The following is a 26,050-nucleotide window of genomic DNA, read 5'->3' on the forward strand; positions in this document are numbered from 1 at the left end:
CACAGAAGGTTAATTTCCGCCCCTCCTGACGCTTATCTGGCGATATATCCGCCCACTTAATTTATCACCGTAACTAAGCAGGCTGCGATAATATCCGGATCGTGATTTCAGCGTTCGCGCAGTGATTCTTTAACTTTATTCAGCGGCTTAAGCAGGTAATCCATCACTGATTTCTGGCCGGTTTTAATTTCAACATTGGCCACCATACCGGGCACAATCGGGAATTTGCGCCCGGCGCGGTTAGTCAGTTCCGCTTTTTGGGTGCGAACGTAGACCCGGTAGTAGTATTGATCCCGCTTAACCTCATCCTGCAGCGTATCCGGCGAGACGATTTCAACCTCACCCGGCAGATCGCCATAGATAGAGGAGTCGTAGGCGGTGATTTTGACGATGGCTGCCAGACCGGGACGAATGTAAGCGATATCGCGTGGATTGATACGGGTTTCAATCAGCAGTTGATCTTCCAGCGGCACGATCTCCATCAGCTTGCCGCCCGGCTCCAGTACCCCGCCCACCGTGGTGACCTGAATATCCTTAACGATGCCGCGCACCGGCGAGTAGAGCGTGGCGCGCGTCAGCTGGTCCTCTTTACCCGCCGCCACCTGCAGCTGCGCATCAAGTTCAGCGTTGTTTTTCACCTGCTCTTCGTGGGCGCGCACCAGATAGTCATTGCGCGCCTCGTCGATTTTGCCGCGCAGGTCGCTGACCTGACGGCGCAGCCGGATCACCTCGACCTGACCGGCTGCCCCTTTGGCGACCAGCGGCTCGGTCAGGCGCAGCTCATCCTGCACCAGCTTGAGTGACTGCTGCAGGTTGCTAATAGTTTCCGTCAGGTTGCGCCGCCGGGATTCATACAGCTGCCTTTCCCGCGTCACCAGCTGCGGCTCCTTCAGGGTTTCCGCGCTGAACTGCAGCGGCGTGCCTGACAGCTCCGCATCCAGACGCTCCGAGGAGGCGCGCAGAGTACGCACTTTAGCCTGCGCTTCACCGAAGTTAGACTGGAAGCGGGTCGGATCGAGCGTCGCCAGGATCTGCCCTTTCTCGACAATATCGCCTTCATGCACGTTGAGCTGTTTGACGATGCCGCCGTCCAGACTGTCAATCACCTGCGCGCGGCTGGATGGGGTCACTTTACCGGTGCCGACGGTCACCTCATCCAGAATGGCGAAGTGCGCCCAGATGAGGAATATCGCTAGCGCCGCTGTGCAGAGCCAGATAATGGCTGAGGTACGGCGTTCATGGCGCGCCAGATCTTTATCAATCATCACCAGGCTCATGCAGCATCTCCTTTATCCGGCCCTGCCGCCGGTTGGGCGGCCGGAGTCGTGGCGCGGCGCAGGATCGCGTCACGCGGCCCATCGGCCACGATCCGGCCGTTATCCATCACCACAATGCGGTCGACCATCTTCAGCAGCGCCGGACGGTGCGTCACCAGGATCAGAGTACGCCCGCTGATCCAGCCCTGGAGCTGACGGATCACATGCTCTTCCAGCTGCTCATCCATGGCGGCGGTCGGCTCATCCAGCAACACCACCTGCGGCTGGCGCAGGATCATACGGCTCAGCATCACCATCTGACGCTGCCCGCCGGACAGCCCGCGCCCGCCTTCATTAATAATACGATCGAGACTGGCGGCATCCTGCTGTACCAGCGACAGCGCGCCGCTAATGCGCAGCGCCTGAAGCATCTCCTGTTCGCTGGCGTGCGGATTGCCCAGCATCAGGTTTTGCCGCAGCGTGCCAAAAAACAGTCGTGAATCGTGTGATAACCAGCCGAGCTGGCGGCGGAGATCGATCGGATCGATGCGTTCAATGTCCACACCATCAACAATCACCTTGCCCTGGCTTGCCATCGCCTGACCGGCGAGAATTTTGAGCAGGGTTGATTTCCCGGCCCCGACTTTACCCAGAATGGCAATCTTCTCGCCCGGTTTGATCTGCAGCTGCTGCACGTTGAGAACGTTCTTTTCATTCTCTTCGTCGTAGCTGTAATGCACATTACGCAGATCGTACTGGCCGGTCAGCGTCGGACAGTGCGCCAGCGTTGCCGCCTCGGGCTGATCGAGCGGCTTCTTCAGCAGCTCATCCAGCCCCTTCATCGCCATTTTGGCGTGCTGCCAGCGGGAAAAGACCATAGTAAGCTGCATCAGCGGCGCAATGGTGCGTGACGAGAGCAGGCTACAGGCGACCAGGGTGCCGGTGGTGATCTGCGAGTCGAGTACCAGATAGACGCCAAACACCAGCATTCCGGCATAGGTAAGCTGCTGCACCGTAGCGGCCCAGCCGGTCAGCCGGGCGCCCCATAAGCGTTGCTGGTTACTGATAGCGGCGCTGACCTCATGGGTCTGCTCCCACTGACGCTGAAAATAGGGTTCCGCCTGCAGCGCTTTGATATCTTCAATGCCTTCAATGGTTTCCACCAGCACTGCATTACGCAGCGCCCCTTCGCGCAGCCCCTCTTTGGCCAGCCGCGCCATCGGGATCTGCACCAGCATGCCAGGGATCACGATCAGCGGTATCGCCGCCAGCGGAATCAGCACCAGCCAGCCGCCAATAAATGACATGATAAACAGGAACAGGATAACAAACGGCAGATCGGCCGCTGCGCCCACCGTGGTGGAGGTCAGCAGTTCACGTACCTGATCGATTTCACGCAGCTGCGAAATGAACGAACCGGTCGATTTTGGCCGCGCTTCATTGCGGATGCTCATCGCCCGGGCGAACAGCATGGCAGAGACTTTCAGGTCGATGCGTTTCCCCATTAAGTCGGAGACCTGGGTGCGCATCAGGCGGATCAGATACTCAATCGCCGCCGCAATCAGCACCCCGACAAACAGCACCCACAGCGTGGCCTGCGACTGCGCCGGGATCACCCGATCGTAAACCTGCATCGAGAACAGAATGCCGGCCAGCGCCAGCACGTTGCCGATCACCGACGCCAGCGAAATCTCGGTGATGCGCCGGCCCATGCCGCGAAAATTCTTCCAGAACCAGTGTGGCTCATACGGCTGGACGAATTCGTCGATGCGCGCATCGCGGCCGCGCGCCGCGACGCCAATCACCCCGACCTCGCCCTGAGCGCGGGCCAGCAGTTCGGACAGCGCGCCTTCGCGCACCACGTCGCCGCCTTCACTCAGCCAGTAGCGCGCGCTGCCGTCCGGGTCGATCCCTTCCAGCACCGCCACGCTGCTGTTTTCCAGCACCAGCACCACCGGGGTGATCTCCTGACGCCAGCGCAGCTTATTCTGCGGCACCATGGTCAGGTGCAGTCCGAGCAGCCCGGAGAGCCGTTCCAGCTGCTGCGCCACCGGCAGATGTTCAAACCAACGCATCTGCTGGCGCAGAGTCTTGCCGTCGGCAGGTTTACCGAACCGCGCAGCCACGCGCAGCATGGCGGCAATCCAGTTATCGGTATTCAGGTTTTGTGCGCTCATGGTTAATGCCTTTTAATGCGAAAGCTCGCTATTGCAGCGAAGGAAGGAGATCGCCGCTGCTGCGCTGACGATCGATACCCAGGATATCGAGCAAATTGTCGACCGCAGCGGCATAGCGCACGGTGGCATCCCAGCCATCGTAAAGCGCGGTGATGCGTGAGCTGTCCGCCTGAAACACATCCTGTTCCACGCTCAGCAGATCGTTCAGGCTGCGTTTACTGAGACGATACTCATCGGCATAGACGTTGCGGGTGTGGTCAGCACTTTCCAGCTGCACTTCACCGGCTGCCTGACGTTGCTGCGCGCCAATCATGTCGGCGTAGGCGGTGGAGGCATTTTGATTGATGGTGAGTTTGGCCTGCTGCACCGCCGCCTGTGCGGCTTCCCGATCGCCCTCGGCGGACTGAGTTCGGGCATTGACCATGCCGCCCTGATAAAGCGGCGCTTCAACCTGCAGCTGGACCTCATCATCCCAGTAAGACTGGCGATCGTTTTCATAGCGGGTACGGCCAGCCTGAACTTTGATGGTTGGCCAGTGGCCGGACTGCGCCTGACGCACCCGCTCGCGCGCGGCTTCCTGCTTCGCCTGGGCGCTGCGCACCGCGGCGCTGTTGGCGTAGGCGATTTTGTCGAGGGTGATCTGCTGATTGAGCAACGCCTGCGGCAGCTCAGGCAGGGTCGCCGGCACCACGCCGGTCAGCACCGTCAGCTGGGCTTTGGCTGAACGTAGCTGCGCCCGATACTGTTCCAGCGTGGCGTGCATCGCGGCGATACGGGTTTCCGCCTGTAACACGTCCGACTGCGAGTTGAGTCCGGCGTCGGCGCGCAGGCGGGCGATGTCACGCACCCGCTCCAGTGAGGCGATATTGGTGTGAGCGGTTTCCGCCAGCGCCTGGTAACGTTTGACTTCCAGATAGGCCTGCAGCGTATCTTCCGCCACGGTGGTCATCGAGTCGAACAGGCCAAACAGGTAGGCCTCTGACAAGGCGTGCTGCTCGTCGATAGCACCGCCGGTGCGGCCAAAATCGTACAGCAGCTGGCTGAGCATAATGCCGCCGGAGCCATTGTTATTCAGGCTGCCAGCGGAGTCGGTCTGATGCGATCGACCCGCCGCACCCTGCAGTGAAATCTGCGGATACCAGGCACTTTTTGCGGCGTCGAGATCGCCTTCGCCAACGTGGATTTGAGCCGCCGCTTGCGAAATTTTCGGGTTGCGGGCGAAAGCGCGGAGAATGGCGTCACGCAGCGTTAAGGTAGCAATCTGCTCTTCGCTGGGAGCAGCACGCCAGTTAAATTCAGCTTTGGGCAAGGGTGCGGCAAAAGCCGCAGGCAACACTACGCCATTCAGGGCGCATAATAAAAAGGTCAGTCGCGCTTTGTTCATTATGTTTACCAACAGGGGTTCTTATCATCATGGTGTTTTCCCGGTGAACAAAGAGTGCAAAACGGTGCGCCGTTGCGGGCTTTCGCCTCGTCAGACTGCATCAATTAATTTATGGTTCGCAAGCCAGACGCTAAACGACCTTTAACATTATTAGATCATATCCCGCGCTTCTTCCTGCTAAATATCGATGAAATAATTAATTATTTTCTCAATCGCACAAAATTTAATCGATGATGTTACGCCCACCAATCCAGACGGGCTTAACAAACCCGTCCGGAAGGCAGTACGTTAACTAATGTGTTTTAACTCAGACCAGCGGATGAACGGCGGGGTGTTGCCATAAGTGATCGGCGAGGGTGTAAGGGGAATCGGTTACCAGATTGCTGTCGTGCGGCGCAGCCACAGCGGCAGACGCCTTCGCCGCCGGCAGCGTTTCATCTGCCGCAGTGGGGCTGAGATTATCCAGTAGCTGATCGACCGTCAGCAGATTCAGCGTGGCAGCAGCGTCAGTATGCGAGGCAACCGTCACGGTCTGGCTGGCACTGGTCAGATTGCCAGCACTGTCTTTGGCGCTCACCGTCATCTGATACTCGCCGTCGTCCAGCGGTGCCAGCTGTCCGGCCAGGATGGTCAGCGCCCAGCCGCCGTCTGCTTTCACGCTGGCGCTGTAGTGCTGATCGCCGAGGGTTAACTGCACCAGGCTGCCTGGCTCAAGGTGAGTCGAACTGCCCTGAATCAGGTGCCAGCTGTTCACATCCGCAGCGTCAATCACATTGTCGTCGAACGGCGTATCCAGCGTCAGGGTCGGACGCTGATGAGTAGCCACGGTGAACAGGCTGCTGTTGGTCTGGGTGTCGCTGTTGCCATACTCATCCCAGCGATGATAGGTGACGGCGACCGGTCCCTCCGGCAGCGCCTGCAGATCGCTGGCGCTCAGGGTCACCATCCCCTTCGCGTCCGGCTGGTAGGTTTTGCCATTGATCTCCAGCTCATTAGCGCCCTCAACATACAGGCTGAGATCGTGCTGCGCCTCCTGATAGTTGAGGATCATATCGCCGCCGATATCCATTTCGACATAGATCGGGATAAAGCCGGTTTTGATATTCAGTTCATGGCTGGCGTCGGTATAGTTGTTGGCACCGTCAATCGACCAGGCGCGGATCTCGCCGACATTAATAAAGGCGTGCACATCCGCTGCCGGGATCACCACCTGCCAGTGTCCATCCTCACTCAGCGTGGCGGCATAATCTTTCTCATTGGCGCCGGTAATCACCAGCCGATGGCCTGGCATCACGGTCGATAGCGTGCCGCTCAGCAGTAAATCCTGCTGGGTTTCCGCCAGATTGATCACATCATCCGCCGTCACCTTATCAAAGCTAATCTGCGGCAGGCTGCTCAGGTGGGTGATCAGCGTCAGCTGATGGGATTCAGTGGTGGTGTTGCCATTGGGATCTTTCGCGCTGACCGTCAGACTGTAGACGCCATCCTGCTGCGCTTTGAGATCGCTTTCGTGAAAGGTGCCGGTCCATTTGCCATCGCTGCCGACAATCGCCGTGGTGGTGATGCTGCCCAGCGTCAGGGTCACGCGTGCGCCAGCGGGCAAATGGGTGCCGCTGCCGCTGATGTCGACGCCATACACGCTTTCCTCGATGTTAACCGCGTTATCGCCGCTGATGGTGTCCACCGTCAGAGTCGGCTTAAGGCTGCGGTCGGCATAGAGACCAAAATCGACCGTGGTGTCGGTGCTGTTACCGGCTTTATCGGTGATGGTCAGCGTCAGGGTGTGATTGCCGTCCGGCAGCCCTTTCAGCACTTCGGCGGGCATTGAGGCGTTCCAGTAGCCCCACTGATTGACAGTGCTCTGCCAGCTCTGATCGTTGAAGGTCAGGGTGACGGTTGATCCCGCCTCCCCCACCGCCTGACCGCGCAGATGGACCGGGTTTTGCACTTCCCGGTTGGCGATCACCCCATCGCTGGCGATCGGTTCATACGGCCGCAGCGCGGCGGGCGGCTGGGTATCTGCGGCCGCGGTAACCGCCAGCGTGGTCAGCCCAATCGCCGGACTGAGCGCGCTGTCGGCGGAAAGATCGCTGGTCGGCGTCGCGATGGTCGCTGTTACGGCCGGCGCAACGCTGCGTGTGGTGCTATCGGGAACGGAAAATTCACTCACTGCTGCCTGAAAAATGGATTCGAGCCGGACGGCACGAAACGTATCGCGCTGGGACATAGGTAACCTCAATTCAGAACAGAAACGCAGGCGCAAACCATCAGATAAACTGATCGTTAAGGTTGGCGCAGTTATGTCAGGCAAGCGTAAGCTGCCCGTTTCCGCTGGTCGGAACCGGTTACCCGCAGGTAACAAGGATGAATGAATAGGCGACTAAAAAAGCCGCTAAAGAATTTTAGATGTCAGATTTTCTGCATTAACCGGCGTGACGCCGTTTGCTGCCCCTACCCTAATCTTTCACTCTGCTGATGAATAGTGGCGAAAATCTGGAAAATGGAATTATCACGTCCGGAAAATAAAAAATCAGCGGGCGCTCACACACCCGCTGATTCCATCAGAATTACTGATATTTTAGCCGCACTACACGATATGCACCTGCAGGTTATGTTGCACCAGCACGTCGCCCAGGGTGTTATCGCTGGTCAGCGCCGAGTTGTGGTAAACCTCAAAGGTTTGCCCCTCCACGGTACGCTCGCCGGTTACCGCCCAGATGCCGCCATTGCTGTTGGCCAGCGTCACCTGACTGCCATCGGCACCCTTAATGATCAAATCATCACTCTGCTTATCGGTAATACTGAGTGCTTCATTCAGATCGAGTTTCACCGAGTTAGTGCCGGTGTTCCCGAGGTCGAGTACTTCAATATGCTCGACTTTCAGGCCCAGCGTGGTGAGATCCAGATTCAGATGCTCCCCGTTCAGCACCAGCGTATCGCTGCCTGCGCCGCCATCGATGTGCGTAAAGTTCAGGTCACTGACCGTCACGGTATCGGCCCCGCTGCTGCCGGTGACCGCCGCACCTTCCACCGTGCTGCCATCAGCCAGGGTGATCACCACGCCTCCAATGGTATAGCTGGCCTCCTCTGCTGGCGCAGCAGCAGCGGTTTCCGGCGCGGTAGCGCTTTCGCTGCTGCTGGCCGGGGTGGTGATATCCGCCTCGGTGGTCAGGGTTGAGGCAACGACAGCATGGCTGGCGCTATCCTCGCTGCTGCTGGCGCTGTGCTGCGTTTCACCGCCGGCACTGGCCACCGTGGCACCGTCATCGGCCACCGAGAACAGCGCAACCGACTCGGTGGCGGCAGTAGCAACCGGCAACAATGACCCCAATAGCAGGGTATTGGTGGTCGAATAGCTGTTGCCTGCCGCATCGGTGATGGTGATTTTTGCCAGCGTGCCCAGCGACAGCAGCAGACCACCAACCGACAGCAACGATGGCGCGAAGTTGGCCGAGTAACGTCCCAGCGCATCGGTGGTGGTATTGATCGTCGGTCCGTTGCTGCCGTTACCGAGCAGCAGCGTGACGCTGACTTTCGACCCCTGCGCCGCGTTCAGCGATCCCCCCTGCACCGTCAGGCCAGTCAGCAACGAGGTCAGCACGCTGAGCACCGGATCGGCACCCACCAGCGGTGAGTTATGCGATAGCGCGGTAAAGCTGCTGTTGCTGGTAACGGTGTTGCCGCCAATATCAGCCACCGTTACGGTCAGCGGATGACTGCCGTCGGCGATCCCTTTCAGAGTGGCTGACGGTACGCTGATGCTCCATGCCCCATTTGCGCCAATGGTGGTGGTGAGGATAGTCCCGGCGATATTCACCGTCACCCTGCCGCCAGCGGCATTCGTACTGCTGCCGCTGATGGTTTCGGCGGTATTGGCTTCGGCAATATTGAGGTAACCATCACCGCCAAAATAGCTGTTCAGGCTCACCGTTGGCGTCGTATGGCTGACCACGCCGAGTGCCGCCGAGCCGCTGCCGCTAATGCCGGCCCCATTGGTGACGCTGGCGGTCACCGTATAGGCACCGTCGGTAATCGCCGCCAGGTTAGCGGCCGGAATCGACAGGCTCCAGCTGCCATTGCTGTTCACCGTGGTGCTGTAGGTCTGGCCACCCAGCACCACGCGCACCACCGAACCTTCCGCATTGGTGGCGCTGCCGCTGATGGTTTGTGCCGTTTTGACATCCACCGCGCTCAGCGCATTGTCACCAAACAGTGAGGTGATGGCCACCGTCGGCGCGGTGTGCGCAATCACGCTCAGCGCACCGCTGCTGTTCGCCACGTTGCCATAGGCATCGGTACCGGTGACGCTGACGGTTTTGCTGCCGTCAGTAATCGCCGCCAGATCCGCTTTCGGTACGCTGATACTCCAACTTCCGCCACTCACCACTTTGGTGGTGTAGGTCAGACCGTTCAGCGTGGCGCTGACCGTAGACCCGGCTGCCAGGCTGGAGCTGCCGTTGATGGTCTGGCTGGAGGACAGATCCGCCGCGCTCAGCACGCCATCGCCAAACACCGTATTCACCGACAGCGTCGGCTGAATCAGCCCCAGTGAGACCCCGGCACTGCTGGTGGTGGTGTTGCCGACCGAATCGGTAACCGAGGCGCTGACGGTGAAATTACCGTTCAGCAGCGTCGAAAGAATGGCAGGCGATACGGTGGCAGAGAAGGTGCCATCAGGGTTAACCAGCGCGGTAGCGGTGGTATTGCCAATCGCCAGCCGGACGCTACTGCCCGCCGCCACGCCTGATACCGTACCGCTGATGGTTTGCGTCACCAGCGATTCCGCCAGGTTCAGCACGCCGTCACCAAACAGCGGGTTAAGCGTCACTTTCGGCAGATTGTGAATGCCGACCAGCGCGCCAGCAGTGGTACTGCTGGTGTTGCCCGCGCTGTCGGTGACGCTAACGCCGACGGTAAGGTTGCCATCGGTAATACCCTGCAACAGCGCAGGCGTCAGCGAAACGTTGAAGTTGCCACTGGCATCGGTGGTGGTAATGAACTGCTGCGATCCGAGCGAGACCACCACGCGCGAGCCGGGTTCTGCCCCGCCAACCACGCCACCGATCACCTGGGTTACCAGCGCATCCGCCACGTTAAGCAGGCCGTCGCCGAACAGTGGATTAACGGTAATGGTGGGCAACAGCGTATCGACCCGGATCCCGGCACTGGTGCTGGCAGTATTGCCCGCCGCATCAGTGACCGAGGCACCCACCGTCAGGTTGCCCTGCGCCAGCGTGCCCAGAATATCCGGCGTGACCGTCGCCGTGAAGGCCCCGCCCGCGCCGACCGTCGCGGTGAGCTGGCTGCTGCCAACGTTCAGCGTCACCACCGATCCCTGCGCCACATTATTGACTACCCCGCTGATCACCTGGCCGGTGGCAATATCCGCCAGGTTTAGCACGCCATCGCCAAACAGTGAGGTCAGGCTGATCGACGGGGTCTGGGTGAAGATACCGATGGTCGCGCTGTTGGAGGCGACGTTACCGGCCCGATCGGTGACGCTGACGCCCAGCGTCAGGTTGCCGTTCAGCAGTGAACTGAGATCGCCGCCCGGCAGGCTGACGCTCCATTCACCGCCCGCCTGCACCGTGGTGGTGTAGCTGCGGCTGCCTAAAGTGACGGTAACCTGCGAACCGGCGGCGGCGTTTTGAATCACACCGCCAACCAGCTGCCCCGCTGCCGCCTCGGCAATGTTGAGTAAATTATCGCCACCAAACAGCCCGGTCAAATCACCGACCACCGGCACGGCATCAACAATTGCCGTCACGGTTTCCGGTACGGTTCGGATATTACCGGCCGCATCGGTCAGCGTGACGTTGAGCGCCAGTTCGCCATCACTCAGCAGCCCCAGTACGGAAGGCGGTACGACGATCGCCCACTTACCATCCTGACCCACTGCGGCAGACAGGGTGGTTCCGCCCAGCACCACCGAAACCGTGGCACCCACCCCCGGCGAGGTGGCCACGCCGCTGATGGTCTGTGCCACCGTGGTATCGACTGCACTTAACGTTCCGTCGCCGAATACCGAATCGACCACCAGGGTTAGCGCGCTGTTGACCAGTTTATTCACGGTCAGAGTGGCATCAGTCTGGTTACCGCTGACGTCATTAACCCGCACGCCAAACACCAGCGCGCCATCATTCAGGCTCGACAGCACCTGTGGATCGACATCGAGACTCCAGCGGCCGTCAGCACCGACCACCGCGGTGGCAATCGGTGCGCCGTCACCGAGATAGAGACTGACGGTCTGCCCTTCAGCCCCCTGGGCACTGCCGGTCAGTACCTGGCTGAGCAGCAGATCCGCCGCGTTGATCAGGTTGTCGCCGAGGAAGGCGTCAATCTGGATCAGCGGTGCCGTGTTATCCACCGTCACCGTTTCGCTGACGGTAGTGACGTTGCCCGCTGCGTCGGACAGCTGCGCCGTAATCACCGGTGTCGCGCCATCCGGCAGCGCCTGCATATCGCTGGCCGGAACCGTAGCCGACCAGCTGCCGTTGCTCTGCACGATGGCGTTATAGGTTTTGTTGTTGAAGGTCACCACTACCGTTCGTCCGACTTCGGCGCTGTCGGCGGTGCCGCTGATCACCTGACTGGTGGCGCTTTCACTGCCGTTGACCCGATTGTCGCCAGCAAAGGTGTTGAGCGTCAGGGTCGGTGGCGTCAGATCGATCTGCACGCTGCCGCTGGTAGATACCGTTGCCGTGCCGTTGGTCGCGTTGACCGTTATGCCGACGCTGCCGTCTGCGTTGCCAAAATCACTGACCGGCAAGGCGGCGGTAGACCAGCTGCCATCAGCGTTCAGGGTTGTGCCATAGGTCTCACCATTGATCACCACCGTGACCACGCCGCCCGCGCCGAGGTTCGCCGAGGTGCCGCTCACCACCACCCCGCCCGCCTGATCGGCGGTGCTGATGATGTTATCGCCTGAGACGGTGCCCAGCGTCACCAGCGGTCCTGCTGGTGGCGTGAGATTGACGTCGAAGGTCAGCTCCTGGCGGGTGATATTGCCCGCCAGGTCGCTGACGCTTAACGCCAGAGTGGTGGCCGGCTGGCTGAAGGTCGCCATCTGCTCTGGCGTCAGGGTCAGGCTCCAGCTGCCGTTCGCGCCGACCACCGCCGTCCCGAGCGTCGTCGCGCCAAGCGAGACGCTGAGCACGGTGCCAGGCTCGGCACCGTCAGCCGTACCGCTCAGCAGCTGCGGCTGGATGCTCTCGCTATAGTTGAGCGTGCCATCGCCGGCAAAGGTGCCGACAGTCAGGGCTGGCGGCGTGGTATCGACCACCAGCGTACTGCTGATGGTGCTGCTGTTACCGGCGGCATCGGTTGCCGTCACGGTGACCGGATAGCTTCCGTCGTTGAACACTGACAGGTCGGCGTTGGTTAGCGGCAGCGTCCAGTTGCCGCTGGCATCGGCCTGGGTGCTGTAGACCTCCCCGCCCATAGTGATCTGCACCAGCTGGTTAGCACCGGTCGCGCCGGTGGTGCCGCTCAGGGTAAAGCCTGCCGCCACATCGGCGGCGTTGATGTAGCCGTCGAGGAACTGAGCATCAACCGTCGGCTGCGGTGCAGTGAGATCGGCGGTGAAGTCCAGCTGGGTGGTGCCGGTGTTACCAGCGGCGTCGACCACGTTGACCGTCAGAGTATGCGCGCCGTCAGACAGGGAGTTCAGTGCGTTGGCTGGGATGTTAACCACCCAGTTACCCGCACCATCCACCGTGCCGTTGTAGCGCGAACCGTTCAGATCGACCGTAATACTCACTGCCTGATTATCACCAGTGCTGCCGGTGGATCCGGTCAGCGTAACGCCCGCCGCCGCTTCACTGATGTTCAGCACGTTATCAGCACCAAACGCGCCGTCGGCAAAGGTTGGCGTGGGGAGCGTAACTTCGGTCACCACGTTCAGCGCCGTGCTGTCGGTGTTACCGGCCAGATCGCTGGCGGTGACCGTGATGGTGTGGCTGCCGCTGGTGAAGGTCGCTAACTGCGCAGGCGTCAGCGTCAGCGACCAGCTGCCATCGGCCTGTACCGTCGCGCTCAGCGGTTGATCGCCATTAAAGCCCGAGATCAGTACGCTAACCGTCTGGCCGGCACCGGTAAGGCCGGTAGAGCCGCTCAGCACCTGCTCGTTTGCCGCCTCAGCCGCACTGAGCGCTCCGTCGCCAAACGGCAGATTGAGGGTGACGTCCGGCAGGTTATTCACCGCGATCAGCACGTTGCCGCCCACGCTGGCGCTGTTGCCGTTAACGTCGGTGACCGTCACGGTGACCGGCCAGTTACCATCCGGTAGCGACTGCAATATCGCCGGTGGCAGATCCAGCGTCCAGCGGCTATCGCCGTCGGTCAGGGTGGCGGAATAGACAGTGCCATTGACGGTTACCGTAACCGACGCCGGATTGGTGGCGTTGATCGCGCCGCTCAGTGAGCCGCCTGCGGCTGCCTCATCAGCATTGATGCGGCCATCAGTGAATGGCGTATCCAGTACAGGGGCCGCAATCGGTGCCGTGGCGGTGGTAAAGCTCTGGGTCGCTTCCGTGCTGTTACCCGCCCGGTCGGTGGTGGTCACGGTAAGGGTGTGCTGCCCGTTGCCGAGAATAGCGATGTATTCCGGCGTCAGACTGGCGGTCCAGTTGCCATCTGCATCGACCGTGACCGACAACGGAATGTTGTCGTTGCCGACCGTCACGCTGACGGTCTGGCCATCTCCCACCGCGGTGGTGCCGGTAATAACCTGCACCGTTGCCGCTTCGCTGCTGTTGATCACGTTGTCACCAAACAGCGTGGTCGCGAACGTCGGGGCCACCGGTGCGGTCTGCAGAATTTCAATTCCGGCGCTGGCCTGCGCCGGGTTACCGGCCGCATCAACGGTCGAGACCAGTACCTGAGTCTGACCGTCCGGCAGTGCCGTCAGGGCGCCTGGTGCCAGGTTCAGCGTCCAGTTACCGTCCTGGCCCACCGTGGTGCTGAAGGTCTGGTCACCAACCCGGATGGTGACCAGAGTACCCGGGGCTACGCTACTGCTGCCGTTCAGCTGCAGCTCGCCAGCCGCATCGGCGGCGCTCACCAACCCGTCGGTAAACGGCGGTGCCAGACTGATGGTCGGCAGGCTGTTAAAGGCGACATCCAGCGAGGTACTGCTATCGGTGGTGACGTTGCCTGCTGCGTCAGTGACCGTCACGCTGATGGCTTGTGGGCCATCGGCTAACTGCTGGAGATCGGCGGCCGGAATGGTGACCGACCAGTTACCGTCAGTTCCGGCGGTGGTAGTGTAGGTGACGTTGTTTAAGGTCACCGCCACCGGCAGACCTTCTGCGGTGTTACCGGTGATGGTCAGATCCTGCAACGACTCCGCCAGGTTAAGGCTGCTGCCAGCACTGAGCGCAATGTCCGTCACCACCGGCAGGCTGGTACTGATCGTGACATCATGGCTGGCCGTCGCCGGGTTACCGGCCACATCGCTGGCGCGCACGCTGAAGGTCTGAGTGGAATCCGCCGGCAGGCCGTTGAAGGCCGTCGCCGGCACGCTCACCGTCCAGTTGCCGTTGGCATCCAGCGTGGTGCTGTAGTCCACATTATTGAAGGTGACCGTAACCGCGGTGCCACCAGCCAGCTGGGTGCTGGTGCCGCTGACCACCACGTCGCCGGTCGCTTCAGTGGCGTTGATCACATCATCACTGGCCACCACGTTGACGCTGAGCGTCGGCTGGGCCTGAGCGCTGGCCACCACCACCAGGCTGGTGCTGCTGCTGGCCGGGTTACCGGCTTCATCGGTGGAGACCACCACCAATGCCTGCTCACCATCCAGCAGATTAGCGATATCGGCCGCCGGTACGGTCACCGTCCAGCCGCCACCAGCGGCGACCGTGCCGCTGTAGTCGATATTATTCAGCGTGACCGTCACCACCTGCCCCTCGGCGAGGTTGGTGCTGGTGCCGCTGAGGGTCAGATCCTGCCCCGCTTCAGCCTGATTGAGGTAGTTATCACCGCTGACAGGCCCGATGGTCAGGGTTGGCAGCGTTGCACTGTCGGCATCGCGGGTCAGCGTCTGGCTGGTCGTGGTCTGGTTGCCTGCCGCATCGGTCAGCGAGACCCCGAGCGGGTAACTGCCATCCGTCAGGCCCTGCAGCACGTTGGCGGGCAGGCTCACCTGCCAGCTGCCGTCTGACAGCACCTGGGTCTGGTAATCCACATTCTGGAAGCTGACAGTAACAATCTGGCCGGCATCAGCAACCGAGGCGGTGCCGCTGACGGCCACATCCTGCAGCACCTCCAGTGAATTAATGATGTTGTCGCCGCCAATCGCATTCACAGTGAGCGCGGGTGGAGTGAAATCGACCGTGACGCTGCTGGCGAGTGAGCCACTGTTGCCTGCGGCATCGCTGACGTTGACCTCCAGGGTATTAATCCCGTCGGTCAGGGTCTGTAGCTGCGCCGGCGTCAGGGTCAGCGTCCAGTTACCCTGCGCATCGACCGCCGCCGGATAGCTCTCGCCGCCCAGCGTCACATTCACCGTCTGGCCTACGCCCAGTAATCCGGTGGTACCGCTCAGCGTCTGGCTGGAGTCAGCTTCATTGCGGCTCAGATAGCCATCGCCGAACGGCGTATCAATGCTGACCGACAACGAGGCGGTCGCCAGATTGATCTCGCGCGTTTCGGTGACCGGGTTGCCCGCGGTATCACGCACCGTGACGGTGACGGTATAGAGTCCGGCCGGAATATCCGCCAGTGCGCCCGCCGGCAGCGTCAGGCTCCAGTCGCCCTCTCCGTTGACGGTGGTGGTCCAGACCTGATTATTCAGCGTCACGGTGACCAGCTGCCCTTCACCGGCGTCACTGCTGCCGCTCAGGATAACCGGTGCGGTACTTTCAGCGATATTGATAATGTCGTCATCTGCCACCGCATCAAGGGTTAACGCAGGAGGCGTGCGATCCACCACCACACTGCCGTCAGTGCTGGCGGTGTTGCCTGCCGCATCCTGTACCGTCACGGTGTAGCCGATGGTCTGTTCCGGCAGATCCGCCAGTGCAGACGCCGGCACAGAAACCGTCCAGTTACCATTGCCATCGGCGGTCGCGGTATAGGTGTTGCCGTTCAGCACCACGCTGACGCTCTGGCCGTCCCCGGTGGCACCGGTGGTCCCGCTCAGGGTTTGTGCAGTGGTAATGTCGTTGCTGTTGAGCGTGCCGTCACCAAACGGGCTGGTGATGGTCGGATCGGGCAGATTGGTGGCCAGCACGTTGAGCGTCGCTGCGCTACTGAGGGTCGCGCCTCCGCTGTCGGTGGCGGTCACCGTCAGGGTGTAAGCGCCATCCGCCAGCCCGGCCAGCGCGTTGGCTGGCACGATCAGGCTCCAGTTGCCATTGCCCGAGACCTGCGCGGTGTAGCTGACATCGTTAAGTAATACCGTCACCGTGCCGCCCTCCGGCACATTGACCGAGCTGCCGGTTACGATCAGCGGTTCACCCAACTCCTGAGCATTCAGATAGTTATCGTCACTCAGCGCATTAAGCGCCAGGCCGGAGGCGTTGCTGTTAACCTCGAAGGCCAGCGTGTTCGTGGCGGTATTGCCCGCCACGTCGCTGACGGCCACCGTAAAGCTGGCGCTGCCGTCGTTAAGCGCACTCAGTGCGCCTGCCGGTACGGTCAGGCTCCAGCCTCCGCTGGCCTGCACTGCGGCACTGTAGACGTTGCCGTCCAGCGTCACGGTCACCAGTTGCCCTGGCTCGACGTTGCTGACGGTGCCGGAGAGGCGCTGATCGGTCTGCCGCTCCGCGCCATCCACCACGTTATTGCCGGCAAAAGCATCCAGCGTCAGGGTCGGCAGGCTGGCCGGATCGACTTTCAGCGCCAGACTGGTGTTGCTGCTGGTGCTGTTGCCTGCGGCATCGCTGGCGGTCACGGTCAGTGGATAGCTGCCGTTGCCCAGCCCGCTGTAAACAGTCGCGGGCAGATCGAGGCTCCAGTTGCCGTTCGCGTCCGCCGTGGTGCTAACGCTGGTGCCGTTAAAGCTGGCGACAATTAGCGCATTGGCTTCACTGCTGCCGGTCAGCGCCAGCGGCTGCTGGCTCTCTGCGGCGTTAATAGTGCCGCCTGACGGCGTATTCAGGCTAAGCGACGGAGGCAGCGTATCAACCGCAACGCTGCCGTTCGCCTGGCTGCTGTTACCGGCCACATCGCTGACTACTACGGTATACGAGGTATCACCCTGCGGTAGCGCTGACAGGATGTCGGCCGGAATGGTTACCTGCCAGTTGCCGGCCTGATCGACCGTGCCGCTGTAGCTGACGCCATCCAGCGTGACGCTGACCGCCTGGCCGTCGCCGCTGACGCCGGTATTGCCGGTGATGGTGCCGCTGGTCGCCGCTTCCGTAGCGTTCAGAATGCCGTCACCAAACGCGTCGCCTGGGGTAGCAACCGGCAGCGCGCTGGCAATTACCGTGACCACCGTGTCGGTGGTCGCCAGTGGCGTACCGCCTGCATCAGTCACGGTAGTGGTCACGGTCAGCGGGCCGTCGGCGGCATCCGTAAAGGTCCCTGCCGGTAACGTCAGGTTCCAGCTTCCGTCTGCCGCCACGGTGGTGGTGACGGTGGTGCCGTTGGCGGTCACCTCAACGATGCTGCCTTGCGGCAGACCACTGGTGCTGCCGCTGACCTGCACATCGCCATTCAGTTCGCCGGCGTTAAGGTAGTTATCACCGGTGATCGGGGCCAGCGCGACCGCGGGCTGGGTATTATCCACGCTGAAGTCAAACGCGCTGCTGCTGGTGTTACCCACCGCATTGATCACGCTGACGGTCAGGGTCTGGCTGCCTTCCGCCAGACCGGCCAGCGCCCCGGCCGGTAGCACGATGCTCCAGTTACCGCTGGCTTCGACTACGCCACTGTAGGTGGTCCCATTGAGAGAGACGGTGACCTGCTGCCCTGCTTCCACATTGGTGGAGGTGCCACGCAGTGTCAGCGGCTGTAGCTGTTCGGCGGCGCTGACAACGCCATCGCCGGCAAAGGTGTCACTGTCGATGGTCAGCGTAGGTTGTAATTCTGGCGCATTCACCACGTTCAGATCGATGGTCTGACGGGTCTGGTTGCCATTCGCATCGCTGGCGGTGACGGTCACCGGATTGCTGCCTGACGGCAGCCCGGTGAGATTGTCCGGCGCAATCTGCAACGTCCACTGGCCGTTGAGGCCGACGGTGGTGCTGTAAAGCGTATCGTTGAATTCGACCGTCACCCGATCGCCATTCTGACCGGTGCCGCTGATCACCAGCGGCTGCGTCAGCTCATTGACGCTCAGGGCGTTATCACCGCTGATCGGATCGACCACCAGCAGCGGTGCGGCGGTCGCGATGTTCAGCGTGCTGCTCTGGCTGCTGCTGTTGCCTGCCGCGTCGCTGACGATCACATTCACCGGATAACTGTTGCCGTTAGTCAGGCCAGCCAGCGCGGCTGGCGGCACCGTCAGCGACCAGTTACCGTCAGCATTGACCGTGCCGGTATAGGTCACGCCGTTCAGCGTCAGGCTGACCCGATCGCCTTCGCTGCCGGTTCCGCTGAAGCTGAAGCCCGCCGCCTGCTCCGCGCCGTTCAGCACGCCATCACCTGCTGGTGTATTGAAGCTGAAGTCCGGTGCGGCAGTATCAACGGTCAGCGGCAAGGCGCTGGTATTGCTGTTGCCACTGGCGCTGGTGACCGTGACGTTAAGATCGTAGCGGCCATCGGTCAGCGCCTGTAAATTGTCGCGCGGTATGGTGGCGGTCCAGCGGCCATCGTCAGCAACAACCGCATCGTAGGTAACGCCGTTCAATAGCAGGCTCACGCTGCTGCCCGGTGCGACGACCCCGCTGATCGGCAGATCGGCGTCAGCTTCAGCAGCATTTATAATGCCGTCGGTGGCAATCGGATTGACCCCCACCGTTGGCGTACCGGTATCGACCGTCAGCGGCACCGTGGTGCTGGCACTGTTGCCGGCCGGATCGGTGGTGGTGACGGTGATTGGATTGCTGCCCTGGGCAAGATTTTGCAGTGCCGACGGTGGCAGAACCAGGCTCCAGTCGCCATTGTCGGCCACCGTTGCCGGATAGCTGACGCCGCCCACGGTAACGCTAACCGCCTGGCCTGGTGCCGTGGTGCCGGTCAGGGTTTGTGCCGCGCTGGCTTCTTCACTGTTGAGCACGCTGTCGGTAAACGGCGTGTTGATAACCGGTGCGGTCAGCGGCGTGGTGGCGACCAGCAGCGTCTGGCTGCTGGTGACCTCGCCTGAGGTCACGGTCACCGTGGTGTTGCCCTGCGCCAGATTAGCCAGATCGCCGGCAGGCACGGTGACTGTCCAGGCCCCGGTTTCGTCGGTGGTACCGCTGTAAACGGTGCCGCCTGGCACCAGCGTAACGCTGACCACGCTGCCGACGGCCAGATTGGTTGAACTGCCGCTGAGGGTCAGATCGCTCTGCGCTTCAACCACGTTGAGCTGATTATCCTCGGCGATTGGCGCAATCGACAGCAGCGGTGCGTTGGTGGTGATGACGGTGAACTGTCCGCTGGCGGGCTGCGCCGGATTACCGGCGACATCAAGGATCGCCACGGTAAAGGTTTTCTCACCGGCCGCGCCCAGCGATCCGGCCGGTAGCGTGACGCTCCAGACGCCATTTGCCTGAACCACGCCATCGTAAGACTGACCGTTAATCGCCAGTACCACCGGCTGCCCGGCCGGGACGCCAGTGACGGTGCCGGTGATCTGAATGTCACTCAGCTGTTCGGCACTGTCGACCTGATTATCTGCCGTGACCGGATCAATGGTCAGCGCCGGCGGGTTGGCGGCCAGCACGGTAACATCCGACAGCACGCTGCTGCTGTTGCCGTACGTATCGCTGATCGACACGTTAACCGGATAGATCGCATCAGCCAGCTGGCTGACCACCGCCGCCGGCACCGTGACGCTCCAGTTGCCGCTGGTATCGACCGTCGCGGTATAAACCGTGCCGTTAAAATCAACCGACACCGTATCGCCCGCGCTGCCGCCACGGCCATCAATGGTCAGATCCTGACTGTGCTCGGCAATGTTGATATAGCCGTCGCTGCCTGGGGTTGAGACTTCCAGCAGCGGTGGCGTGGTGGCAAAGGTCACTAAATCCGTCGTCTGGCTGACGTTGCCATCGCTGTCGGTCGCCACCACCGTCACCGGCAGGGTACCATTCGGTACCAGGGCCAGATCGGCGGCGGGAATGGTGACGCTCCAGGTTCCCGCCGGTGCCACTACGGCGCTGTAAGTCTGGCCGTTGAGCGAGACGCGAATAATATCGCCTTCATCACCGCTGCCGCTGACGCTCAGCGGCTGCTGCGCATCGGCAACGTTAACCACGCCATCATCGGTGAGTGGGTCGACGGTTAACACTGGCGCAGCGGTAGCCACCCGCAGTTCGGTCGAGAGATCACTGCTGTTACCGGCCGGATCGGTGACGGTAACGGTCACCGGATAGGTCTGATCAGTGAGCGCGCTGAGATCGGATACCGGCACCGAGGCGGTCCAGTTACCATTGTCATCCACCGTGGCGGTGTAGGTTTTGTCGTTCAGCACCACCGAGACCGTATCGCCCGCCGTGCCGGTACCGCTGAACAGTAGCGGCTGCGCCAGGTCGCCATTACTGAGTACGCCATCACCGCCCGGAGCCGCCACCGTTGCCTCAGGCAACTGGGTACTGACCACCAGCGGCTGGGTTTGGGTGATGCTATTACCGCTGGCATCGGTCAGGGTGACGTCGAGCCGGTAACTGCTGCCATCCGCCAGCGCCTGCAGCGCGTCAGACGGTACGGTCACCGTCCAGTTGCCGGAGCCATCCACGGTGGCGGTGTAAATCTGGTCATTCAGCGTGACCGAAACCAATTCCCCTGGCGCGCCGCCGGAGCCGCTGACCGGCAGTCCGGCCGCGACTTCACTGCTGTTGAGGATGCCATCGCCGCCGGCCACCGGTGCCACAATCAGGTTCGGCAACTGGGTATCGACATTGAAGTTCAGGCTCTCCTCAACGCGGTTGCCTGCCTCATCAATCACCGTGATATTGAGGCTGTTAGCCCCCTGCGACAGCAGGGCAAGATCGCTGGCAGGCACGGCCAGGTTCCAGCTGCCGTCGGGATTGACCGTGGCACTGTAGGTTTTACCGTTCAGTTCCAGTTCGACCTGCTGACCCGCCGCCGCTTTGCCGGTGCTGCCGCCGATCGCCAGATCGCTGCTGGCGTCGGCGCGGTTGAGAATGCCATCCGTGAGCGCGCTGTCGTTAAGCGTGATCTGTGGCTGATTGCTCACCACCACGTTGAGCTGGGCTGAATCGGTCAGTAGCGTGTTATTGGTATCGATGGCGGTCACCGACACCGCCTGAACCCCATCGCTAATGCCGCTCAGCGCGCTGGCCGGCACGGTGATGCTCCAGAATCCGTTGCTGCCGATCACGCCGCTGTAGGTGCTGCCGTTGAAGGCCACCAGTACCGTCTGGCCTGCGGCAACGCCAACCGCTGAACCGGCGATCACCAGATCGTTGCCGCTCTCCTGCTGGTTAAGGAAGCCATCGCCACTCAACGGTTCGCTGATGGTCAGGACACCCGGCTCACCTGGGGCGGGTGCAATATTAATTTCGCGGCTGTCAGTGGCTGTGGTCCCGGCCGCAGTGCTGACGCTGACCGTCAGCGTGGTGGTTCCCGCCGCCAGCGCACTCAGCGCCGCAGACGGAATCTGGGCGCTCCAGTTGCCCTCAGGCCCGACCTGCGTAGTGTAGGTTACGCCAGCCAGCGTGATGGTGACCGTCTGGCCCGCTTCGACGTTACTGGTACTGCCGGTCAGGGTTTGATCGACCGCTTTCTCGCTGTTATCCAGCAGATCGTCACTGGCAAAAACATTGACCGTAATCGCTGGCACACCCGGTTCGGGCGAGGCTTCTACCGCGATACCACGGCTTTCGCTGGCCTCAACACCTGCCACACTGGAGACCGTGGCGCTGAGGGTGATGCTGCCGGCAGGCAGTGCGGCCAGTGCGCTGGCCGGAACGGTCAGGCTCCAGTTACCGTCCGCATCAACCGCAGCGCTGAAGGTCTGATCGCCGACCGTAACGGTGACAATCTGACCGGCTTCAACGTTAGTGGTGCTGCCGCTCAGCAACTGGTCGCTGGCTTTATCGTCATTATTCAGCACATCATCGACCGCGAACGGATTGATGGTCAGAACCGGTGCGTTCGGCACGGTGACCGGCGCTTCAACCGTGATCGGCAGACTGTCACTGGCGGTGATACCTGCTGCGTTGCTGACCGTGACGGTCAGGGTGGTGGAACCGGACGCCAGCGCACCAAGCGCATCGGCCGGAATGCTGATATTCCAGTTGCCGTCGTCACCGACGGTGCCGCTGTAAGACTGACCTCCCAGCGTCACGGTAACGATTTGGCCCGCCTCGACATTGGTGGTGGTGCCGGACACCGCCTGCGCATCCAGCTTCTCTTCATTGCTTAACAGGTTATCGTCGGTAAATGCCGCCACGGTCAGGGTCGGTGTGCCCGGCGCGGTCACCAGCGGTTCTACCGCGATATCACGGGTTTCGCTCACCGTGGTTCCCGCCAGATTCGTGACGGCCACGATGATGGCTGTCGAACCGGCGGGGAGATTGTCCAGTGCCGCCGCCGGGATAATCACCTGCCAGTTGCCATCGGCACCGACGGTGCCGATATAGTTCTCTCCACCGAGGTTCACAATCACCTCTGAACCCGGTTCAACGTTAGTGGTGCTACCGCTGAGCGTCTGGGCGGTGCCTTTTTCAGCATTGCTCAGGATGTCATCACCGGCAAACGGGTTGATGGTGACGGTCGGCTCGCCCGGTAAGGTGACCGGAGCCGTAACGCTGATCGGTAGCTGGTCAGTGAGCGTGGTGCCAGCAGCGTTGCTGACCGAAACCGTAATGGTGGTGTCGCCCGCAGCCAGCGCGGTTAGCGCCGCAGAAGGTACCGTCAGGCTCCAGCCCCCATCGGCATCGACGCTGGCGCTGTAAACCTGGCCGCCAAGCGTTACGGTGACCACCTGCCCCGCTTCAATGTTGCTGGTGGTGCCGCTCAGGATCTGATCAACGCTTTTTTCATCGTTGCTGAGCAGGTTATCACCGGCGAAATCGTTGATGACAAGCGTCGGGATGCCCGGACCGGTATCCGCTGCTTCAACCGCGATATCACGGGTTTCGCTGACGGTGGTTCCCGCCAGATTCGTGACGGCCACGATGATGGCAGTCGAACCGGCGGGGAGATTGCCCAGCGCCGCCGCCGGGATAATCACCTGCCAGTTGCCATCGGCACCGACGGTGCCGATATAGTTCTCTCCACCGAGGTTCACAATCACCTCTGACCCCGGTTCAACGTTAGTGGTGCTACCGCTGAGCGTCTGGGCGGTGCCTTTTTCAGCATTGCTCAGGATGTCATCCCCGGCAAACTGACCAATCGATATCGATGGTTCGCCCGGCTGGGTAACCGGTGCATCAACGCCGATCGGCAGCGTGGCGGTGGCGGTAGCACCGGCTGCATTACTGACCGATACGCTGATGGTAGTTTCACCGGCTGCCAGCGCCGACAGCGCCGCAGCAGGTACGGTCAGGCTCCAGCTGCCATCGGCACCAACGCTGGTGCTGTAGGTCTGACCGCCCAGCGTCACCGTGACGGTCTGCCCGGCCTCGATGTTGCTGGTGCTGCCGCCCAGCGTCTGGTCAGTGTTTTTTTCGACATTGCTTAGCTGGTTATCGCCGGCGAAATCAGCCAGCGTGACCCCGGGCACGCCCGGCGTCACCGGGGTTTCCACGCTGATGTCGCGGTTTTCACTGGCTTCAACGCCAGCCTGATTGGTGACCACTACCGAAATGGCGAGGGTACCGGTCGCCAACCCATTCAGCGCCGGCGCCGGCAGGCTGATGCTCCAGCTGCCATCGGCACCTACGGTAGCGCTATAGGTCTGATCGCCGAGCGTGATGGTCACGATCTGGCCCGCTTCCACGTTGCTGGTGCTGCCGCTCAGCGTCTGGTCACTGTTCTTTTCGTCATTGCTCAGGATATCGTCGCCGGCAAACGGGTTGATGGCGATGGCCGGTACGCCCGGCTGGGTAACCGGCGCGTCAACGCTGATTGCCAGGCTGTCGGTGGCCGCTGTACCTGCCGCATTGGTGACGCTGACGGTGAGGGTGCTGCTGCCCGACGCCAGCGCCGCTAACGCATCGGCAGGCACGGTGATACTCCAGCTGCCATCGGCGGCCACGCTGCCGCTGTAGCTCTGGCCGCCAAGCGTCACGCTGACAACCTGGCCGGCTTCAACATTGGTGGTGCTGCCGCTCAGGGTCTGATCGACGGTTTTTTCGGTGTTACTCAGCACGTTATCACCGGTAAACGGGTCGATTTCTATTCCCGGCGTACCCGGCTCGGTCACCGGGGCCTGAACCTGAATCGGACGGCTTTCGCTGGTCTGGATGCCCGCCTGATTGCTGACGGTGGCGGTAATCGTCTGCGCGCCCTGCGCCAGGGCGGCAAGCGTAGCGGGCGGCAAGGTGATACTCCAGCTTCCGTCGGCACCGACTGTGGTATTGAAACTCTGGCTGCCGAGCGTGATGGTGACGATTTGGCCCGGCTGAACGTTGCTGGTGCTGCCGCTCAGCGTCTGGTCAGTGGTTTTCTCACTGCCGCTCAGCACGTCGTCACCGGCAAACGGATTGATGGTAATGGTCGGCGCATCCGGCGTGGTATCGGGCTGCTGAACGGTGATCCCCTGGCTGGCAGAGGCGGAGGTGCCGGCGGTGTTACTCACGCTGACTGAAATGGTGGTGCCGCCTGCCGCCAGCGCCGCCAGCGCACTGGCAGGAATGCTGACGCTCCAGCTGCCATCGGCACCGACGCTGGCATTGTAGGTCTGGCCGCCAAGGGTGATGGAAACAACCTGACCTGCTTCTACGTTGCTGGTGGTGCCGCTTAGCAGCTGGTCGGTTGATTTCTCAGCGTTATCCAGTACGTTGTCGCTGGCAAACGGGTTAAGGGTAATAGTCGGCGCATCCGGCGTGGTATCGGGCTGCTGAACGGTGATCCCCTGGCTGGCAGAGGCGGAGGTGCCGGCGGTGTTACTCACGCTGACTGAAATGGTGGTGCTGCCTGCCGCCAGCGCCGCCAGCGCACTGGCAGGAATGCTGACGCTCCAGCTGCCATCGGCACCGACGCTGGCATTGTAGGTCTGGCCGCCAAGGGTGATGGAAACAACCTGACCTGCTTCTACGTTGCTGGTGGTGCCGCTTAGCAGCTGGTCGGTTGATTTCTCAGCGTTGTCCAGTACGTCGTCACCGGCAAACGGGTTGAGGGTAATGGTCGGTGCTCCGGCCGCTGGAGGGTTACCCGGGTTGCCGGGATCGACACCCCCGTTGTTGTTATCATCGCCACCGCCACCGCCACCGCCACCGCCACCGCCGCCACCTGCGCCAATCGCCAGTCCGGCTAAGCCCAGCACGCCGAGACCGCCGGCGGTGATGACACCCATTGACGAGTTGGCGTTATCGGCCAGTAACAGCGGCTCTACGCTGTCGAGTGATTCATAGGTCGGCGTGACCGAGCTGGAGGCCAGTTCGGCGCCTTCCGCCGTTTGTGGAAACAGGGCGTGTTCCGGAGGATTAACCCCATCATCAAAAACCAGTTCGCTGTGTTCGCCTTCGGCGTCATCAAAGAAAAATTTCTGATAGCGGACAGTACTGCCATCACGCATATGCAGAACAAGATCGTCCCCCTGGCGTTCGTACTGCACCACCATTGCGCGCGTGCCGCTAATGCGGACTACGCTGGGTTCGGTGAGGTTAATGGTTTGTGATGAACCGCCTGTACTCTGCGAGATAAGCGTGCCGTTTTCGCGCGAAATGATATCGACCCGGCCCTGCGTGAGTTCTGCCATTTGTAACCTCTACTCCACCAGATTGGCTAATATACTGAATCTAAAAACATAAAATATTTTTATGCTTATAGTATTCACACATTCTTTCACCTTCTGTCAGACAGAAAGTGTCTTAGCCTGGTGTATGTAAAGGCAGTAAAGCCAGGTGACGCTACACACTGGGGAAAATTCCCGGCGCGGCGCTATTTTTATTGGATTATTTGTGTGTAGTTATACGCAAAACGCAACGGTTTCGCCTGCTTAATCTTTAACGTAAGGGAGATAAAAATCAATTTTAATGTGCAGATTTTATTATGTTTTAACATTCTTT

General features: G+C 61.2%; 5 protein-coding genes. All 5 read right to left on the reverse strand.

Features of this window, described 5'->3' with window-relative positions:
- Positions 1-107: 107 nt before the first annotated feature.
- Positions 108-1,277 (reverse strand): beta-barrel domain-containing protein, encoded by a 1,170-nt coding sequence (locus tag AC6I8D_RS13760; protein ID WP_312759654.1) that lies wholly within the window; start codon positions 1,275-1,277, stop codon positions 108-110.
- Positions 1,274-3,433: a type I secretion system permease/ATPase gene (locus AC6I8D_RS13765; RefSeq protein WP_312056724.1), complete on the reverse strand. Its 2,160-nt coding sequence runs from the start codon at positions 3,431-3,433 to the stop codon at positions 1,274-1,276. Before AC6I8D_RS13765 ends, AC6I8D_RS13760 begins: the two co-directional genes overlap by 4 nt.
- A 28-nt stretch (positions 3,434-3,461) precedes the next feature.
- Positions 3,462-4,817: a TolC family outer membrane protein gene (locus AC6I8D_RS13770; protein WP_312056725.1), complete on the reverse strand. Its 1,356-nt coding sequence runs from the start codon at positions 4,815-4,817 to the stop codon at positions 3,462-3,464.
- A gap of 307 nt (positions 4,818-5,124) precedes the next feature.
- Positions 5,125-7,044, reverse strand: a complete 1,920-nt coding sequence (locus AC6I8D_RS13775) for an Ig-like domain-containing protein (RefSeq protein ID WP_312759652.1) — start codon at positions 7,042-7,044, stop codon at positions 5,125-5,127.
- Between the two features lie 360 nt (positions 7,045-7,404).
- Positions 7,405-25,740 carry an Ig-like domain-containing protein gene (locus tag AC6I8D_RS13780; protein WP_497820350.1) on the reverse strand — a complete coding sequence of 6,112 codons (18,336 nt, stop codon included), beginning with the start codon at positions 25,738-25,740 and terminating at the stop codon, positions 7,405-7,407.
- Positions 25,741-26,050: the final 310 nt, after the last annotated feature.

The sequence above is a fragment of the Pantoea sp. X-Soil-MYKO-1785 genome (assembly GCF_059730675.1).

What these genes read in the sequence shown, in the direction of transcription:
- AC6I8D_RS13770 (WP_312056725.1), bottom strand. Translation starts at nt 4,817, where the DNA reads ATGAACAAAGCGCGACTGACCTTTTTATTATGCGCCCTGAATGGCGTA.
- AC6I8D_RS13760 (WP_312759654.1), bottom strand. Translation starts at nt 1,277, where the DNA reads ATGAGCCTGGTGATGATTGATAAAGATCTGGCGCGCCATGAACGCCGT.
- AC6I8D_RS13765 (WP_312056724.1), bottom strand. Translation starts at nt 3,433, where the DNA reads ATGAGCGCACAAAACCTGAATACCGATAACTGGATTGCCGCCATGCTG.
- AC6I8D_RS13780 (WP_497820350.1), bottom strand. Translation starts at nt 25,740, where the DNA reads ATGGCAGAACTCACGCAGGGCCGGGTCGATATCATTTCGCGCGAAAAC.
- AC6I8D_RS13775 (WP_312759652.1), bottom strand. Translation starts at nt 7,044, where the DNA reads ATGTCCCAGCGCGATACGTTTCGTGCCGTCCGGCTCGAATCCATTTTT.